This is a genomic window from [Clostridium] hylemonae DSM 15053, from assembly GCF_008281175.1.
Classification (GTDB): Bacteria; Bacillota; Clostridia; order Lachnospirales; family Lachnospiraceae; genus Extibacter; species Extibacter hylemonae.
The window spans coordinates 2,924,492-2,942,634 of sequence record NZ_CP036524.1; the positions used below are offsets into that span (position 1 = coordinate 2,924,492).

The 18,143-nt window shown below is 50.5% G+C and carries 14 protein-coding genes; 1 reads left to right on the forward strand and 13 read right to left on the reverse strand.

The features are described from left to right. Positions 1 to 50: 50 nt before the first annotated feature. The 13 genes from LAJLEIBI_RS13640 to LAJLEIBI_RS13700 all read right to left on the reverse strand — a co-directional run bounded on the left by LAJLEIBI_RS13640 (position 51) and on the right by LAJLEIBI_RS13700 (position 16,080). Complete coding sequence (locus LAJLEIBI_RS13640) at positions 51 to 1,898, reverse strand: DUF975 family protein (RefSeq protein ID WP_006442694.1); 1,848 nt, start codon at positions 1,896 to 1,898, stop codon at positions 51 to 53. 32 nt (positions 1,899 to 1,930) lie between these two features. Next, positions 1,931 to 3,361: an Asp-tRNA(Asn)/Glu-tRNA(Gln) amidotransferase subunit GatB gene (gene gatB / locus LAJLEIBI_RS13645; protein ID WP_006442695.1), complete on the reverse strand. Its 1,431-nt coding sequence runs from the start codon at positions 3,359 to 3,361 to the stop codon at positions 1,931 to 1,933. A gap of 2 nt (positions 3,362 to 3,363) precedes the next feature. Further along, the gene (gatA, locus tag LAJLEIBI_RS13650; RefSeq protein ID WP_006442696.1) at positions 3,364 to 4,866 is read right to left on the reverse strand and encodes an Asp-tRNA(Asn)/Glu-tRNA(Gln) amidotransferase subunit GatA; all 1,503 of its coding nucleotides are present in this window, start codon (positions 4,864 to 4,866) and stop codon (positions 3,364 to 3,366) included. Positions 4,867 to 4,882: 16 nt separating this feature from the next. Then, the gene (gene gatC, locus LAJLEIBI_RS13655; protein WP_006442697.1) at positions 4,883 to 5,176 is read right to left on the reverse strand and encodes an Asp-tRNA(Asn)/Glu-tRNA(Gln) amidotransferase subunit GatC; all 294 of its coding nucleotides are present in this window, start codon (positions 5,174 to 5,176) and stop codon (positions 4,883 to 4,885) included. A gap of 11 nt (positions 5,177 to 5,187) precedes the next feature. Further along, a complete protein-coding gene (locus tag LAJLEIBI_RS13660; protein ID WP_006442698.1) occupies positions 5,188 to 6,297 on the reverse strand; it encodes a hypothetical protein in 1,110 nt (369 codons plus the stop codon). A 30-nt stretch (positions 6,298 to 6,327) separates the two neighbouring features. After that, a complete protein-coding gene (gene aspS / locus LAJLEIBI_RS13665; protein WP_006442699.1) occupies positions 6,328 to 7,659 on the reverse strand; it encodes an aspartate--tRNA(Asn) ligase in 1,332 nt (443 codons plus the stop codon). 399 nt (positions 7,660 to 8,058) lie between these two features. After that, positions 8,059 to 9,621 carry a ClC family H(+)/Cl(-) exchange transporter gene (locus tag LAJLEIBI_RS13670; protein ID WP_006442700.1) on the reverse strand — a complete coding sequence of 521 codons (1,563 nt, stop codon included), beginning with the start codon at positions 9,619 to 9,621 and terminating at the stop codon, positions 8,059 to 8,061. 90 nt (positions 9,622 to 9,711) lie between these two features. Further along, positions 9,712 to 10,620 (reverse strand): DUF4340 domain-containing protein, encoded by a 909-nt coding sequence (locus tag LAJLEIBI_RS13675; RefSeq protein ID WP_006442701.1) that lies wholly within the window; start codon positions 10,618 to 10,620, stop codon positions 9,712 to 9,714. A gap of 11 nt (positions 10,621 to 10,631) precedes the next feature. After that, positions 10,632 to 12,029, reverse strand: coding sequence for a GldG family protein (locus LAJLEIBI_RS13680; RefSeq protein WP_006442702.1), 1,398 nt, complete (start codon positions 12,027 to 12,029; stop codon positions 10,632 to 10,634). Between the two features lie 9 nt (positions 12,030 to 12,038). Continuing rightward, positions 12,039 to 12,905 (reverse strand): ABC transporter permease subunit, encoded by an 867-nt coding sequence (locus LAJLEIBI_RS13685; protein WP_006442703.1) that lies wholly within the window; start codon positions 12,903 to 12,905, stop codon positions 12,039 to 12,041. Further along, entirely contained in the window at positions 12,889 to 13,851 is a 963-nt protein-coding gene (locus LAJLEIBI_RS13690) for an ABC transporter ATP-binding protein (RefSeq protein WP_040434893.1), read from the reverse strand. Before LAJLEIBI_RS13690 ends, LAJLEIBI_RS13685 begins: the two co-directional genes overlap by 17 nt. Positions 13,852 to 14,001: 150 nt before the next feature. Next, positions 14,002 to 14,343, reverse strand: coding sequence for a sporulation initiation factor Spo0A C-terminal domain-containing protein (locus tag LAJLEIBI_RS13695; protein ID WP_006442706.1), 342 nt, complete (start codon positions 14,341 to 14,343; stop codon positions 14,002 to 14,004). 324 nt (positions 14,344 to 14,667) lie between these two features. Further along, positions 14,668 to 16,080 carry an amidophosphoribosyltransferase gene (locus LAJLEIBI_RS13700; protein ID WP_006442707.1) on the reverse strand — a complete coding sequence of 471 codons (1,413 nt, stop codon included), beginning with the start codon at positions 16,078 to 16,080 and terminating at the stop codon, positions 14,668 to 14,670. Positions 16,081 to 16,368: 288 nt separating this feature from the next. On the opposite strand from LAJLEIBI_RS13700, the gene LAJLEIBI_RS13705 reads away from it, so the two are divergent. Continuing rightward, entirely contained in the window at positions 16,369 to 18,138 is a 1,770-nt protein-coding gene (locus LAJLEIBI_RS13705) for an ABC transporter ATP-binding protein (protein ID WP_006442708.1), read from the forward strand. The last annotated feature ends 5 nt before the right edge of the window (positions 18,139 to 18,143 follow it).

Here is an 18,143-nt window from a genome sequence, read left to right on the forward strand (position 1 = left end):
ACAGAGGGAGCAGGCCAGCCGGCCGCTCCCTCTGTTCTTTTATAAGTATACTAAATGGAGCGTCCATACGCCTGACATTCTATACCTTCCGGTGCTGCGCCGCTCTGATAATCCGTGATTCCCTCCCCTGTATTCGGATGTTTTGATGAATACAACGTGTCAGCGGCATATACACAAAGTAAAAGCAGACAGACCGGAATAAGTTTCCTCGTCTGTACCTTCCTTATAATGTTATCCAGCAGAGGGGCCGCCACATATACGATAGCCATGCCGCCGACCCCGAATACGAGCAGGCCTTCCGCGCAGATCCTGCCGTGAAGGTTCAGAAAATATCCGGTGTAATCCCACCACTTCTGGCCATTGTGCGTCAGCTCCAGATAATAGGACGTAAAATATTCCACGCAGCCGCACAGGACCACTATGCCGGCAAACTCAGCCGCAGGGTTGATCCTGAGCCTGTTGAGCACGACAAGAATAAGTACGCCGCCGCTTCCGTAGATCGGAAGCCATGGCCCGTGAAGTACGCCCCGGTTGACAAACGCGCCGTCATTGACAAGGTGAAGACTCACTTCCCACACCCAGCCGGTAAAGGAAAAGATAAAGAACAGCATGATGAGCGACCAGACAGAATAGTGGCGCATGTAATGTATCGTCTCTACTTTCTGCCGTTTCTCCACCTCAGGAACCGGCGACAGGCGGCTCGGATAGCATTTTAATTCCACAGCCCCTTTGAGTGAATATATCCGGATCCGCTCAGCCTGATCTTCTTCGTAAGCTCTCTCCTCTTTGCTTGGGAAGAGCAGGATACCGAGATACTCTGCAAAGAATCTCCGGATTCCTCTCAACTGCCGGATCCCTTCCTCTGGCTTTTCCAGAACAGCGATCACATCTGCATATACAGCCTCGATCTCACCGGACTGTGCTTTTTCAAAGAGATATGTGTCGCAGAGCAGTTCTGCTCCCGGGATCTCTTTTTCTTTTGCCTGCCTTCTCAGCTGTACGTAATATTCTGTAAATGAAGCAGTCTGATACAGATTAGAATAGAACACTGCCGACAATCCAAGCGTGAAGATACGCAGAATATACCAGCCCGCAAAAGTCATACCAAATACAAAGCATTCCCACTTATGGCCTTTCATCATTTTTCTGGACAGCCTTATCGCCTCTCTGGCCGACACATCCGGATTTTCTGCCACGATATATGGGACGAGAAAATAAGAAAATGTCTTGATGACGCCCCCTATGACGGTAAACATCCATAAAAACCTGAAAACATATGTCACAAACATGACCCAGGCCGCTTTCGTCCATTTTTTAAGCCGCAGCAGATAAAGGAACCGCTGTATCGGAACAGCCTCGTAGCAGCGCCCCTCGAGAAAGATCCGTCTTGATATAACAACGTACAGATTTTTTATAAAAAACCAGAACGCAATAAGGAAAAGCATTCCCCCGATAATAAAGATAAAAAGTGTGATCTCATTCGATCTGACGAGAGAATTGACGGAGGCCGTCACCGTCACAAACACAGAGCCTGACGTCACTGCATTCACAGCGTGAGCGAGCACTCCGCGGCTTCTGCCCAGCACCGGACTGCCGCTTTTTGACTGTTCTATCTGCTGTTCCTTGATCTTACGGGATAATTCTTTCCCTTCTTTTTCTCTTCCTTCCAGAATATCCCAGGCGACATCCATCGCCCCAGCCTGCTGTCCCGCAACTCCTTCAAGCTTCACGGAAGACCCGGACTCGGACGTCTCCTGCACATTTTCTCCGAGCAGGTCAAGAGTTCCTGAGAACTCGGAATTGAGGAAAGCCGCGATAAGGCACACTGCCACGAACAGTATATAATGACTTCTCACATTCCTTTTCGCCGCTTTCTTCATCTCTTTTCTTGTCATCATTCGTACATACCTTTCTTGCCTGTTTCCACACTCTACAGCATTTCTTTCAGCAGTCTGCTGACGAGAGCAGGATCTGCCTTACCCTTCATGGCCTTCATCGTCTGCCCCACGAGCGCGCCGAGCGCTTTTTCCTTTCCGCCTCTGTAATCGGCCGCCGCCTTCGGATCATTCTCTATCACTTTGGAGACAGCCTCCCGGAGCGCACCTTCATCGCTCACCGTCTTTAATCCTCTCTCCTCCACATACAGCTTTGGATCCACGTCCGCTTCAAATACTTTCTCAAATACTTCTCTGGCAACCGTGCTGTTGATCGTACCTTCATCTGCCAGTCTGATAAGCTCTGCCAGACTGACAGGGGAAAACGTAATGTCTTCCGGTTCCATGCCGTGCTCTTTCAGAAGGCGCATGGTATCGACCATGAGCCAGTTGGCAGCCTTTTTCGGCTTGCCGCACAGCCTGGTCGTCTCCTCGAATATATCTGCCAGCCGCTTGGAGGCTGTGATGATCTCTGCATCATACTGCGGTATGTCAAATTCTTTTCTGTACCGCTTAAGTTTCTCATCTCTAAATTCCGGCAGGCCTGCGCGGACGCGGTCTGTCCATTCGTCGTCTATCACCACGGGCACAAGGTCCGGCTCCGGAAAATATCTGTAATCCTGCGCGTCTTCTTTTGAACGCATGGCATAAGAATACTCTTTATTGTCATCCCATCTTCTCGTCTCCTGGACGACCTCTTTCCCGTCTTCCAGCAGCTCGATCTGCCGCTGCCGCTCTCCTTCTATGGCCCTTGTGACCGCCTTGAAGGAGTTCAGATTCTTCATTTCCGTTCTTGTCCCTAACTTCTCTGTACCCGCCTCCCGGACAGACAGGTTCACATCCACGCGCATGGAGCCTTCCTGGAGTCTGCAGTCGGACGCGCCCAGATACTGTATCATTGTGCGCAGCTTTTCCAGATAGGCGGTGACTTCCTGCGCAGAACGCATATCCGGTTCCGATACGATCTCAACGAGAGGCACTCCGCTTCTGTTGTAATCAACGAGAGAAGTGTCGTCCCATTCATCGTGGACGAGCTTTCCGGCGTCTTCCTCCATATGCATCTCATGGATACGGATTTTCTTTCTCTTACCGCCGGCCTCTATCTCCACATGACCATCCCTCGCGATAGGGAGATACAGCTGGGATATCTGATAGTTCTGCGGATTGTCCGGATAAAAATAATTCTTCCGGTCAAACTTGCACTCCCGCGTTATCGTACAGTTTGCCGCCAGCCCGATGGCCACGGCATACTCCACTACCTGCTTATTTAACACAGGCAGCGATCCCGGCATCCCCGTACATACCGGACACGTATGTGTGTTGGGCGCACCGCCGAATTGTGTGCTGCAGGAGCAGAATATCTTTGTCTTTGTGGCAAGTTCTACGTGCACTTCCAGCCCGATGACTGTCTCATACTGTTTTGACATTTTTATCCTCTCCCTTCTGCCGCTTCTTCTGTGACTGGTGCACCGGACGGCGCTGTCCTCACATATTTTTTCTCAGTCGCGCATTCGTACGCGTAAGCCGCGCGGATGATATTATCTTCCCTGAAGCAGTCCCCGATCAGCTGAACGCCTATCGGCAGCCCTTTGCTGTCATGACCCGCAGGCACGCTTATGCCCGGCAGGCCGGCCAGGTTCACGGAAACTGTGTATATATCTCCAAGATACATTTTAAGCGGGTCGCCCAGACTGCTGCCAAGCTCCGGCGCCGTCGCCGGAGACGCCGGCCCCAGTATGACATCATACTGTCCAAACGCTCTGTCAAACGCCTGCTTTATAAGCGCTTTTACCCGCAGCGCTTTCAGATAATACGCGTCGTAATAACCGGAACTGAGCACAAAGGAGCCGAGCATGATCCTGCGCTTAACTTCTGCGCCAAACCCTTCTGAACGTGTCTTCTTATACATGCTGTGAAGTCCGCCGCCCTCCGGTGAACGGTAACCGTATTTCACCCCGTCAAAACGGGCGAGATTAGAGCTGGCTTCTGCGGAAGCAATGACATAATAAGCCGGAATGGCATATTCCGTCAGACTCAGATCAAATTCCTCCACATGCGCCCCTCTCTCCTCCAGCACTTCCGCGGCCCTGAGCACGGTCTCTTTCACCTCTGCGTTGAGCCCTTTTCCGAGATAGTCTCTTGGAATCCCGATTCTAAGCCCCTTTACATCATCTGTCAGCGCTTCTGCGAAACCATAGTGTTCTCTCGCCATAGAGGTGCTGTCTTTTTTGTCATATCCCGCGATCGCTTCCAGGATAACGGCACAGTCTGTCACATCTCTTGCCACCGGACCGATCTGATCCAGAGAAGAAGCGTAGGCGATAAGTCCGCTGCGCGATACGGTGCCGTACGTCGGCTTGATCCCTGTCACGCCGCAGAAGGAACTCGGCTGCCGGATGGAACCTCCCGTGTCGGACCCGAGCGCAAAGCTGCACTCTGCCGCCGCAACAGCCGCACAGGAGCCTCCTGAGGAACCTCCGGGCACATGATGCAGATTCCACGGGTTTCGAGTCACTCCAAAGTAAGAAGTCTCCGTCGTGCTGCCCATGGCAAATTCATCCATATTCGTCTTTCCTATGACGATAACACCGCATTGTTCCAGTCTGCGCACCGCTTCGGCCGTGTATGCCGGGATAAAGTTTTCAAGCATCCTGGACGCGCATGTCGTCTTCATTCCGGCCGTGCACAAATTGTCCTTTATCCCGGCCGGCACTCCCGCGAGCGGGGCTGTCATTGTTCCCTCTTTTATCTGTATTTGAACCTGTCGGGCCCGCTTCAGCGCTCTTTCCTTATCAAGCGCGAGAAAGCCGTGCACATCCTTCTCCGTCTTCTCAATGCGCAGAAATGCCGCTTCCACCGCCTCTTCGGCCGACAGCTCACCTGCCTTTATTTTCTTTCCCAGCTCAACCGCTGTCATACTCATGATGTCCATCGCTTTTCTATGCCCCCTATCCTATTGTTTTCGGTACTACAAAGCTGCCTTCCTTCTGAACTGGGGCATTGGCGAGCGTATGCGCGCTCCCGTCCCCATTCTCTGCCTCGTCGCTTCGGAAAACATTGTTCAGCGGAAACACATGGGACATCGGTTCGATGCCTTCCGTATCGAGTTCATTCAATGTATCAATATAATCAAGCATCTTTTCCATATCCGCTTTCGCATCTTCCTTCTCCGTGCCGGACAGTTCCAGCTTGGAAAGAATCCCTGCGTATTCGATCGTCTCGTCTGATATCTTATAAGCCATCTGCTTCTCCTTTAATATAATCTTTCATAGAATTCCATATAATCTTCTGACGCTATCATCTCACTCGGTACGAGTGACAGCGGCCCTCCGTCGGTGCGGACCACCTCCGCCCCCTCAGGGAGCACCATATATTTAAAGCCCATACCGTCTGAACTGCCTTCCCCTATATAAAGGCTCACCGTGTCGATCTCCTCATCTCCTTCGCCGTATACGGTGACATCTGCCATTCCGGACTCGCCGGTAACATAAATATCATATATGCCGGGCGCAAAGTCTGTACCGGCTGTTTTCGTTTCTCCCCCTGCGATACTGACAGATTCCGTGAGCGGGTTCGGCATTTCCGGCTGCATAGACGCTGTCTGCCCGTTGTCCGTGATAAGCGTTACCGTATCCTTGCAGGCCACTGTCACGACCGCCCCATCATACAGACGCAGATCGCCGAGATAATTGTCACCCTTTCCCTCATACTCATACAGATAAATATTGTTTTCACTGTCTTCCGTCTGAATGGTATCAAAGTCATCCTGCGTCCGGGCAGAATACTTTCCCTCCGGTATGTGGACGCCTACGATATAATGGCCGGTGGAAAGCTCGTATTCTGCATGGTCACCGTCCCCGGAAAGCGTTCTGGCTGTATACTTATATGGGTCATAAGTATACTCTGCTTTGCCGGCGGCGCCCTGCCCGTCTCCCAGTTTGGACTCGGCCCAGCTGCTGATCTCTTCCCCGTGGTCCTCCGCTACAGCCAGTAATATTCCTGCCACAGTCAGTATCATCGTTATAATGCCTACCACTCTGCCCGCAGCGGACTTCTTCTTGGCCTTTGCTTTTTCCCTGCCACTTATCCTCTGCCGCGGCATACTGTAATTATCTTCGTAATCCGGCCGCTTCATCCGCTCCTTCTGTTCTCCCTGTTTTTTCTGTGCTTTCTGCTCCTTCTGTGCTTTCTGAGGCTGAACATGAGCATTTGTCTCATGCACATGTGTCAGCGGCTTCCCGTCACAGCCGGCCTGATTGATCTTATAATTTTTCTCCGACTTATTGTTGTCCAGACCGCATTCTTCACATATTCCCCTGCTGTCTACTTTTCCCCCGCATAAAGTACACTTTCTTCCAAACATATGGACCTCCTTCACCTCTCTGACATATTATTATGGTTCCAGCCTGCTCAGATCTCTTGGGAACAGCGTAGTCTCTCTGATGTTGTCTTCCCCTGCAAGCTTCATCGTAAAACGCTCCAGGCCGATCCCAATCCCTCCGTGCGGCGGCATGCCGTGCCTGAACGCCTCCAGATACTGCTCCAGACCGTCTTCCGTCATACCCCTCGCCGCGATCTTATCCTTTAGCATCCCGTGATCGTGGATGCGCTGTCCGCCGGTCGTGATCTCCATGCCGCGAAACAGCAGGTCAAAGCTCAGCGTATATCTCGTGTCCGCCGGATCATCCATGGCGTAAAACGGCCTTTTCCTGGACGGATAGTGTGTGACAAACACAAAATCACTCCCCCACTCTTCCAGGGCGTAACGGCTGATCAGCAGTTCCTCCTCCGGTTCCAGATCAAACGGATTCTTGATCTTACGGCCATATTTTTCTGCCACTTTTTCTTTGATCTCATCGAAGCGGACCGCCGGGATCTTCGCCGCATCCGGCAGTGTAATGTCAAGCGTCTTAAGCTCAGCGGCGTACTCTCCCGCCAGCAGCGCCATGGCATACTGGATATATCCCGTCTCCATCGCCATGATCTCTTCAAAACTGTCGATATATCCCATCTCAAAATCAAGACTCGTATACTCATTCAGATGTCGCTTCGTATTGTGCTTTTCCGCACGGAACACCGGCGCCGTCTCAAATACCCGGTCAAACACGCCTACCATCATCTGCTTATAAAGCTGCGGACTCTGCTGCAGGACCGCCGGCCTGTGGAAGTAATCGAGGCGGAACAGGTTGGCGCCGCCCTCCGCGCTCCTGGCGCCGATCTTCGGCGTATGGATCTCTGTAAAACCCTGGCCGTACAGATAATCCCGGAACGCCCTTGTGAGACCTTCCTGTATTCTGAACTTCGCCCTCTCCCTGAGATTTCTTAAGGATATGGACCGGTAGTTGAGTTTCGCTTCCAGCGATGTGTTCAGTTTCCATTTTGAGATGGGAAGGGGCATCATATCATCTGCCGGTCTGCCCAGAACTGTGAGATGCTTCATCCGGATCTCAATGCCGCCGGGAGCCTTTTCATTTTTCTCCAGTATTCCTTCTATCTCAATTGTATCTGCTTCTCTCAAGTCCTTCAAGTCAAAATCCGCGGCGCCCTCCTCATATACCCCCTGCAGAAGTCCTTCTCTCTTCCTGAGAATGACGAAAGCGACCGTGCCCATGTTTCTTATCGTGTGCACCGCTCCGTTTACCTTCACGCTCTCCCCTGCCTCTGTCTTGAGCAGTCCGCTGATCTCCAGCGTATCTTTTTCTTTTACACCTGTTAAAAATTCCATACACACTTCCTCCTGTCCACTCGTTTATTTGCCTGAAACTATTAATTTTAACAAAAAAACGCCCCGGAATATATTGTATATTCCGGGGCGGATATATTAAAATCAATCCGCGGTACCACCCGCATTGAGCCCTTCTCCGTCCGACGCCTTTGTCACACGAAAGGATTCCACTCAACTGCACTTAACGCGTGCTCACGTACCGTCCTACTTAAGTTCAGCCGGTCTGCTCCAGAGTGTTCCCTATTGTCCTCATTCCTCAAGCAGCGCTCTCAGCCGGTGACGCCGCATTTCTGTCAAGTTCCAAAGAACAGAGTCTCTTTCATCGCTTTGCTATACTAAATTGTTAATTATACTAACATAAGTATGCCCGTTATGCAAGAAAAAATGAAAATTTTTTTATCAGAACATATCGCTGCACAGCCGTTCCATCTTGTCATGGACCACCGCTCTGTCCCTTTCATCCGTCATCGTCACTATCGTATCACCAACCAGCAGCTTTGTCCTTCCCTTTGGGATGATCTCCTGAGATCCTCTCTGAATGGCAACGAGCAGACAGTTTTCCGGCCAGCTTATCTCGCTGATCTGTACATCCTCAAGCCTGGAGCCCTGTCTGACTACATAGTTCACGAGTATCTTCTGCCCATGCTCCTGCACAACCTTCTCTCCCTGCTTTTTGAGCAGATTTTCAAGCAGGCTTTCATAGATCGGCTTGGAGCGCAGCAGAGAAGCCACGATATAAGCCACGATGGATACCATGGACAGCGACATCATCTGGCTCAGCGAGCCTGTCATCTCGAAAATGAGTATGATCCCCGTCAGCGGCGCGCGCACGATGGCCGCAAAATATCCCGCCATCGCAAGCAGTACAAAATTATTGATATACATCGGTTCCAGTCCGAAGAACTGCACACCTGCCGTGGCGAACGCGCCTCCGATATATCCGCCCAGCACGAGCAGAGGAAAAAAGATCCCTCCCGGTGCGCCGGAGCCGAAGCTGACCGCGGAAAAGAGAAACCTTCCGGCCAGAACGAGCAATACTGTGCCGAGCAGAACATCTTCATTCGTCAGATATTCGATGAGAGAATGTCCGCTTCCCAGAAGCTCCGGCGCGGTAAAACCGAGCAGTCCTGCACAGAAAAACGGTATCATGATCCTGCCCGTCGTATTCAGGCGCTTCGCCTTGCCGTACAGCGCCTGCGCCTTCAGCGTAAACCAGTTGTAGAACGCCCCCAGGATGCCGAGCACGACGCCGAGCAGCAAAATAAGGCCGTAATATTCCTGAGGAAGCGCCTGTACGATATCAAACTGGAAGACCGAGTCCACGCCGAGCACGCTAGAGCTCAGAAAATCCGCCGTAAGCGACGCAGTCATGACAGACAGGAGCACCGAGACGGAAAAGTTCTTGTGCACCTCTTCCAGCGAGAACATGACACCTGCCAGAGGCGCGTGAAACGCCGCCGCCAGACCGGCGCTGGCGCCGCACGTGAGCAGAAACTTCTCCTCTGTCTTCCCGCGGTCAAGTCCTTTGGACACTCCCTTCCCTACCATGGCGCCTATCTGGATGGACGGGCCCTCCCGCCCGAGGGCCAGACCGCCCAGCATACATAAGAAACCGCCTGCGAACTTCGCAGGCAGTACCTTCCACCACTTTTGCTCCAGCTTTCCCACCATCTCGCCTTCCAGCTGCGGGATACCGCTTCCCGAAATCATCGGTTCGTATTTCAGCAGTCTGGCCGTGAGCACGGCCATCAGCGCCAGGAGCAGAAACCATCCCGCCATGCGCGCGGGCGACCGCCCGGCATAGTCAAGGATGGCATTGCGCCATGCTCCCGCGTTCTCAAGGCACATCCTGTACAAGAGAACGACAAGACCAGCGATCCCCCCTACAAGTATGCCTTCCCCTATGAGAATTATCTGAAAACGTTCCGCACGTTTTATCGTAGTTGTCGTATCTTTCTTCATAATATTCCTCCGGAAATGGTGCTTTATCTTCTTCTATTATACACCAAGTTTTCCAAAGGCTCATTATTTTTTTCAGAGCATTCCCGCCTTTTATTGTTCTGCCGGCGTATACGTATTTTCCACCGTATCCGCTGACACAAGATATACTATCTTTGAACCGTCTGTCCCAACATACCTCCAGGCTCCCGAATCATCCGTTTTCCCGACATAAATGGTAAACTCTTTCTCTTCTCCTGAATCGGGATCCTCGTACACTGCCTTCACGGTAACCCGGCTTTCTCCGTCCAGGCCGTAGTCTTTCAGTTTCTCTTCCTCTGCGTGATAGTCTGCACATGATGTAAACGACAACGCTCCGAAGCCGCCGGCCAGTTCCGCAATATCTTCCTTCGCGTCATAGACAGCCGTCTTCCCATTCTCCGTCACTTCCACTTTCTTCAGACTGCCGCTGCTGATTGGCGGCACCGTATCTGTCTGTACAAATCCCGACAGGTCGAATGTAAGCGCTGACACAAGCGTACTCTCGACCGTATACACTTTCCCGTCCCCTTTGAGCGCCGCATAATAATCTTCTCCCGCAGCCTGGCCGATATAAAGCGTCGTCTCTGTCCCCTTTGCGTTCTTGAACGATATAGTATAAAGGGGATCGTCCAGACCATAATCAGAAAGCGCATCCGGCTCTTTAAGCTCCCGCACGGCACGGCACACCGTGACCGTATCCGCAAGATCCGCCACAGCGCTCTGGTCCATCGGTATCTCCCTGTCCGGAGCATAGTACCATTCTCCGTCATTTTTTACGAACTCCATCGTCTTTTCCTCTGCCGTCCCTGTATAGGAGATTTCTGCCGCGTCTGTTTCGTTTGTCACATATACTGTGGATTTATCTGTCTCCCGGGCTTCTCTCTTCGCAGTGTTTGTATTGTATATGCGCAGCCCCGCATAGAGTATCAAAAGCGCGGCAAGTATGGCCCCCAATATGATCCATGATCTTTTCTGTTTCATACACTGCCTCCTTATGCCTTCCGCCGCTTCATCCAGCGCAGGAACCCATATATGAGTATCACGGCCGGAATGCCGAATATAACGATCATACTTATGACACCCGCATGCCGCATCGTATTGTATGTCACTTCCAGACTTTTCGGTTCTATCGCCACATTTTCCATATCCTCAAAATTGGCGGACACCGCATTGGTAAACAGCGTCAGATTCTCCAGAGTGGAAAATGCTTCCGTCACCTGGGGATCTATGAGCGTATCCGCGGTTATAACGGTAAACCGTGCCTCCTCCCCATCTGATACGGACTCAGTGGAAACAGCGCCCAGCGTATACGTTCCCTGTTTCTGGCTGTCTTCTGTCACCGCATATCCGTCCGCGGACGTTGTCATGAACGGCGTTGCCGTTATCGTATCGCGCGCCGGATCTGTCACACTCATCCCGTGCGCATTCACGAGCATTACCATATCGGATGCCATGCCGTCCGTCAGCCCGGCTGAAGAACTCAGTTCCGGGAATATATAATAATAATTTCCCTGATAGCTGCGCTGCATATCAGCGATATAACCATCCGTCCGTTCCATGCCGTACTCCTTCATAAGCGCATCCAGGTTCGGCGTGCCGTCCTGCGCGTCTCCGAGAAGCAGGAATACCTTCCCGCCCGAGGCGAGATAAGATGATATGATCTCTTTTTCTTCCGCTGTGATATCCGACACAGGGCCGTACAGAAACAGCAGGTTGCAGTCATCCGGGATCTCATTTTTCATGATAAGATTCAGTTCTTCCTCTTCCATGTTGTTCTTATCCAGCAAGTCTGATACAGAAGACGAGAATGTGCTCTCCCCATGTCCTGTCGTATAATAGACTTTTTTGACCTCGTCGCCCGTCACGTAACTGACCGCGGACGTGAACCGGCCTTCCCCGTCAAACTTTGATTCTGATACATTCCCCGTCATGTAATAGGACGACTCGTCAGAGACGATGATATCGCTGAACGCGACTGTTGTACTTTTCTTTGTATCCTTACAGGAGATAAGGACCGTATCTGCCGTTGCATTGTTGGCCGAAAGCTCAGACGGGTGAAGCACAGGGTCGATCCATTCTACCTTTATTTGATCGGAAAGCGCTGTGTACTTGCGGATGAACGTTTTTATCCTCTCATCTGTTTTGTCTTTCTCTGCGAACACCTTAAACGTGACCGGCTTGTCGAGCTTTTTCAATATGTTCCTGCTCTTGTCGGATATCTCATAGATCCTGTTGTCGCTGATATCTATATTCTTCACCTTTTCGGGCAGCTGTCCTGCAATAAGGTTTACCACTATCACTATTGCGGTCACAAGCACGATCACCCCCACACTTAAGCTTCCGTTGCGGGACGCCGCGCTCTGAAATAACTTTTTGATCCTGTCTGGCATATGCTCCTCCTAACTCCAGCGTCTTTTCTGTATCATCTGCATTGTCATAAATAGAAACAGGCCCGCGAGGGACACATCCAGTATGAGGCTGCTGACATCGAGCAGACTGTTGGCAGCAATCCCCGTCAGTGCATCCGTCAGAGAAAACCGTCCGAGCAGGCTGGCAAGAAAACCCTCAAGCAGCGATGGCTTTGCAAGTCCGGTGACAGCACATACAGCGGCCGCGGCAGCTTCCAGCACTGCCGCAATGAGCCAGTTTTTTGTCATCTGATAGATTCCGGCCACAAGGACAGTGGCCAGGATCAGGATGCCGGCCGCATTCCCGGCCGCGCTTCCCGGAAGAAAATCCATGAGCCCGCTCCACAGATAGAACAGAAGCAGTACCCCGAACGCAGATATAGCTGCTATGACCGGACTTTCCGTCAGAGAGGAAAGAAACATGCCGATCGCGATATATACACATCCAATGATAAAAAATACAAGAATGGACAGATAATCCACCGCAATATATGCCGTGCCCTGCGTCATGATAATGAGCGGGAATAATAAATAAATCACACAGGGTACCGCAAAGACAGAGACCATGGCCAGATATTTGCCGAGAACGATCTTCCAAAGGCCCACTGGCGCCGTCAGAAGCATCTGATCCGTCTTATTCTTTCTGTCTTCGGCAAAGCTCCGCATCGTCAGTACCGGCACTGCTATCATAAATACAAAGTGGATACTGGACAGTACATAGGAAAAATACGGATAGCCGTAGTTTAAGTTAAATACCATAAAATAAATTCCCGTAAACGCCACGAGAAAAGCGATAAACACATATCCGACCATCGTATGAAAAAATGACTGCAGTTCTCTTCTATATATCGCTCTCATCTGTCTCAACCTCCCCGCTTTCCTGCGTCAGTTCAAGGAATATCTCTTCCAGCGTAGACTTGACAAGCCGAAGTTCCAGAAGCGGCACGTTCTCTTCTGCAAATGCCAGAAACAGCTTTTCCCTGATATCTTCCTTCTCCCTGCCCTGGATCTGTACAGCCGTGACACCGTCGTCCCCTGTGCTGTAATCTGCAGTCTCTATACAATCCAGACTGTCAAGAATGCTTTTTATCCTGTCCTGCGGTCCTCTTACCTGGATCTGTATATGTGCGGTCCTGTTCATAAGGTTTTCCAGATTGGCCGGCGTATCGCTCGCCACAAGCTGTCCCCTGGAAATGATCATGATATAGTCGCACACCTCACGGATCTCTGCCAGTATGTGGGAACTCAGGATCACGGTATGCTTCTTTGCAAGACGGCGGATCAGCTCCCGTATCTCAATGATCTGTTTCGGGTCAAGCCCCACCGTCGGCTCATCCAGTATAATGATCTCCGGGAAGCCCAGAATGGCCTGGGCAAGCCCGACTCTCTGCCTGTACCCTTTGGAGAGATTATGTATGAGCCTGTTCTCTGCCTCCCTGAGCTTTGTAAGCTCGATCACTTCCTCGATCTGTTCTTCCATCTTATCTTTTGGGATCTTCTTCAGTTCCCCTGCAAAAGAAAGATATTCCCTTACTGTCATCTCCATATACAGCGGCGGCTGCTCCGGCAGATACCCGATACACTTCTTCGCCTCCTCAGGCTCCCTAAGGATATCATGCCCGTTAATGAGCACTTCCCCTTCCGTGGCGCCGATATAACCTGTCATAATGTTCATGGTCGTCGATTTACCGGCGCCATTCGGTCCGAGGAACCCGTATACCTGGCCTTTCCCGACCCGGAAACTAAGGCCGTCCACCGCCAGATGTTTCCCGTATCTCTTCACAAGATTCTTAACTTCGATCAATGTCTTCCCTCCCGGCAACAAAATTTTCTATATCTTAAAATATCTTCTTGAAATCTCTGTGGCGATTATATGATTTTTCTGTGAAAAAAACAGTGCCGGCATGTCCGGGAACACGTGCCGTGCTCCGCCGACATACCGGCACCGCAATGATCACCGGGCGATCTGCTTCTTTACATACAATGCCAGACACGAAATCAGCTTTGAATTTTTCGGCCTGTTCTTGTTGTCTATAAATATCTCCGCCAGAAGCTGCGGACTTCCATGTCTGAACATGACATCAGCAGCCGTCCGTATATTGCGCTCCACACAGGAAACAGACGTATGATATTTTTCTGCGATCCGGGGATAAATGTTCTTAGATATGTATAATAGATTTTCTTCTTCCTCTATCGCGATCGCGATAGCAAGCGTCAGATAATAGTATCCCAGATATGTACTGTTCACCCCCAACTGATATAAAATGTACTTGATTTTTTCCTGCAACTGCACCATTTACTACACCACCTTTACTTCCTAATATTATCACTGGTAAATATACCCATCAAGAAAATTGACACGACAAAATTTGTCACAAATTGTAAAATTATGTCCCCTTGTTAAGTTATATTGTATTTATGTCCCTATATTTAATATCCCAAAAAAAAGACAGGAAAATATGTATAATTTTCCTGCCTGTTTTTCTTCTATTAATTCTACCTTCTTTCAAGGATATATCCCTTTATATTTGACATCCAGTCTATCTTAAGTTGGGATGGTTCCTTTTTCAACAGACTGTCCGCAAATACTTGTAAGGTGTCTTTAAACGGAGCGCCCGTCCTATTCTTTTCCGTCAAAACAGTACGTGCACAGTCTGCACGGCTCAATGCCGATCGACGCCGTCAGATCGTCAAGCCTGTGGTACCGCAGTGTTGTAAAGTTCTGCTGTCTGCGGATCGCTTCTACCATCTCCACATATTTACAGCTGCACGGATCCGCATATTCGTCCAGCACCTCCTGCGGACAGTCTTCGCCTTCCTTCTCTTTGATCACTCTTCTCGTGATAAGCTCCATCTCTGATTTTGAGCGGGAGAAGTTCAGATACTTGCACCCGTACAGAAGCGGCGGACATGCAGGCCGCACGTGCACCTCTTTTGCGCCGCTGTGATACAGAAATTCCGTCGTCTCCCGAAGCTGCGTCCCCCTCACTATGGAGTCGTCGATGAGCAGCAGCTTCTTATTCTCTATGAGAGCCTGCACCGGTATAAGTTTCATTCTCGCGATCAGGTTCCGCTGGCTCTGGTTCTGCGGCATGAAAGAACGCGGCCACGTAGGTGTATATTTGATAAAAGGTCTGGCGTACGGGATCCCTGATTCGTTGGCATAGCCGATCGCATGCGCGATCCCCGAGTCCGGCACTCCTGCCACAACGTCCGGATGGACAGAATCTCCATCCCGCTTTGCAAGCATACTGCCGCATTTATAACGCATTTCCTCGACATTTACCCCTTCATAAGATGAAGTCGGGTAACCGTAATACACCCAGAGGAAGGAACATATCTTCATCTCTTCCTGTGGCGCTCCGACCGTCTCCACGCCATCCGGAGTGATAAATACAATCTCAGCCGGCCCAAGCTCCTTAAAGTCTGTATAACCGAGATTGATATACGCAAAACTCTCAAATGACACACAGAACGCATCCGGCTTATGACCAACCACAAGAGGAGTCCTTCCGAAACGGTCTCTGGCGGCGTACAGCCCGTCCTTCGTCATAAGGAGCAGCGTCATGGAACCGTCAATGATTTCCTGCACATAGCGGATGCCTTCTACAATTGATGATTTCTTGCATATGAGAGACGCTACCAGCTCCGTAGCATTCACTTTTCCGCCGCTCATCTCCTGAAAATGCGTATGTCCGTCCTCATACACAAGCTCAAGCAGATCGTCCAGATTGTTGATCTTACCGACCGTAGTTATAGCAAAACTGCCGAGATGAGACTGTATCAGCAGCGGCTGAGGCTCAAAGTCCGAGATACAGCCGATCCCCAGATTACCTTCCATCTCTTCCACATCCCGCTCAAACTTTGTACGGAACGGCGAATTCTCAATATTATGTATCGCGCGGTTAAATCCATTCTCACCGTAAGTCGCCATCCCGCCTCTGCGCGTGCCGAGATGGGAATGATAGTCCACGCCGTAAAAAAGCTCCAGTGTACAATCTGTCCTGGATGCCACGCCAAAAAAACCACCCATATATAATTCTCCTTTTCTCTCACGAAATTTATGATCCAGTTCAACCCTTTATAGTGTAGCATGAACAGCGAAAAAATAGCAACCGCCTTCCATACGCTATTTATTATTATCATTTATAACTGTTTATAAGCAGGATATATGTCTGGCACATTTTTTTGATATTTAATTATCAATATCTCCATTGACATCCCGATCACCGAATGATAACGTAACACTATAAGTTAGTTATAGCTAACTTTTTTTCGGAACAGGCAGCTATAATTATACAAATCAAAAGGAGGCATTCAATTGAAAAAACAGTCAAATCTGTCACGGCTTTTAAGCTATGCAGGACACTACAAATATCTTACATATGCATCATGGATATTATCCGCTCTGAGCGCGCTGACAGCCCTCATCCCCTTCTGGTACATCTTTAAGATCATACAGGAAGTATTGGAAACCGCTCCGGATTTCGGCAGTGCAAAACATATGATCCACAACGGATGGATGGCCGTACTTTCCGCAGTCCTCGCTCTGTTGATCTACATCGGAGCGCTTATGTGCTCTCACATCGCCGCGTTTCGCATCGCGGCCAACATACGGATTGAGGTGATGCACCACATCGCCGCACTGCCGCTTGGATTCACCGAAAGCTTTGGGAGCGGCAGACTGCGCAGGACGGTCAATGAATCAAGCGCCGCTACCGAGACATACCTGGCCCACCAGCTCCCCGACAAAGCCGGGGCCATCGCCACGCCGCTCGGCCTGCTGGCCCTGCTCTTCCTGTTCGACTGGAGGCTTGGCCTGATGAGCATTATTCCTGTTCTGCTCGGTTTCCTCATCATGATGAGCATGACAGGAAGCAAGATGCAGCACAAAATGGAAGAATATCAGAACGCACTTGAAGACATGTCCAACGAAGCCGTTGAGTATGTCCGCGGCATTCCGGTTGTCAAGACCTTCGGTCAGACCGTATTCTCATTTAAGAAATTTAAAGATTCCATCGGAAGATATGAGAAGTGGGTCGTCTCGTATACGAAACAGCTGCGCCTCCCGATGTTGTTCTATACTGCTGCGATCAACAGCGTATTCGCATTTCTCACAGCCGCCGGCCTGCTCTTTACACGGGACGGCGTTACGAATGACTTTCTTCTGAACCTCCTTTTCTATATTATCATCACTCCTGTCATCTCCGTCACTCTGACTAAGATCATGTTCCAGAGTGAAAATGCCATGATCGTCGATGACGCCCTGAGGAGAATCGACACTGTTTTAGATGCAGAACCGCTTCAGGAGACTACAGCTCCAAAGCACCCCCGGGACAATTCCGTAGACATACAGAATGTAAGTTACAGCTATGACGGCGTAAAAAACGCATTGGAACATGCTACCCTGCATATCGGGGCCGGAGAGACTGCCGCGTTCGTCGGCCCGTCCGGCGGCGGGAAAACAACACTGGCCAATATTCTTACCCGCTTTTTTGACCCGCAGTCCGGGAAGGTTCTTATCGGCGGTACAGATGTAAGAGATATGGCAAAGGAAGATTTGATGAATACCGTATCCTTCGTCTTCCAGAACAGCCGTCTCATCAAAGCATCTATACTGGAAAATGTCAGGATGGGCCGGCCGGATGCCTCACGTGCAGAAGTAATGGAAGCGCTGAGAGCCGCCCAATGTACTGATATCATTGAAAAGCTTCCCAATGGAGCAGATACGGTCATCGGCGCCAACGGGGTCTACCTCTCCGGGGGCGAGCAGCAGCGGATCGCCATCGCAAGGGTAATGCTCAAAAATACGCCCGTCATTATACTGGATGAGGCGACGGCTTTTGCAGATCCGGATAATGAGGCTCGTGTACAGGCTGCTTTCGCAGAGCTTACCAAAGGTAAGACCGTCGTAATGATAGCACACCGTCTTTCTACCGTTGTCAATGCAGATAAGATATATGTGCTGAAAGACGGCAGGATATGTGAACAGGGAACGTGCCGCGAACTTCAGGAAGAGAACGGTCTGTTCCACAGAATGTGGAAGGATTACCAGACTTCCGTACAATGGAAAGTTGCAAAGGAGGCGTAACTGAA

What these genes read in the sequence shown, in the direction of transcription:
- LAJLEIBI_RS13640 (WP_006442694.1), bottom strand. Translation starts at nt 1,898, where the DNA reads ATGATGACAAGAAAAGAGATGAAGAAAGCGGCGAAAAGGAATGTGAGA.
- gatB (WP_006442695.1), bottom strand. Translation starts at nt 3,361, where the DNA reads ATGTCAAAACAGTATGAGACAGTCATCGGGCTGGAAGTGCACGTAGAA.
- gatA (WP_006442696.1), bottom strand. Translation starts at nt 4,866, where the DNA reads ATGGACATCATGAGTATGACAGCGGTTGAGCTGGGAAAGAAAATAAAG.
- gatC (WP_006442697.1), bottom strand. Translation starts at nt 5,176, where the DNA reads ATGGCTTATAAGATATCAGACGAGACGATCGAATACGCAGGGATTCTT.
- LAJLEIBI_RS13660 (WP_006442698.1), bottom strand. Translation starts at nt 6,297, where the DNA reads ATGTTTGGAAGAAAGTGTACTTTATGCGGGGGAAAAGTAGACAGCAGG.
- aspS (WP_006442699.1), bottom strand. Translation starts at nt 7,659, where the DNA reads ATGGAATTTTTAACAGGTGTAAAAGAAAAAGATACGCTGGAGATCAGC.
- LAJLEIBI_RS13670 (WP_006442700.1), bottom strand. Translation starts at nt 9,621, where the DNA reads ATGAAGAAAGATACGACAACTACGATAAAACGTGCGGAACGTTTTCAG.
- LAJLEIBI_RS13675 (WP_006442701.1), bottom strand. Translation starts at nt 10,620, where the DNA reads ATGAAACAGAAAAGATCATGGATCATATTGGGGGCCATACTTGCCGCG.
- LAJLEIBI_RS13680 (WP_006442702.1), bottom strand. Translation starts at nt 12,029, where the DNA reads ATGCCAGACAGGATCAAAAAGTTATTTCAGAGCGCGGCGTCCCGCAAC.
- LAJLEIBI_RS13685 (WP_006442703.1), bottom strand. Translation starts at nt 12,905, where the DNA reads ATGAGAGCGATATATAGAAGAGAACTGCAGTCATTTTTTCATACGATG.
- LAJLEIBI_RS13695 (WP_006442706.1), bottom strand. Translation starts at nt 14,343, where the DNA reads ATGGTGCAGTTGCAGGAAAAAATCAAGTACATTTTATATCAGTTGGGG.
- LAJLEIBI_RS13700 (WP_006442707.1), bottom strand. Translation starts at nt 16,080, where the DNA reads ATGGGTGGTTTTTTTGGCGTGGCATCCAGGACAGATTGTACACTGGAG.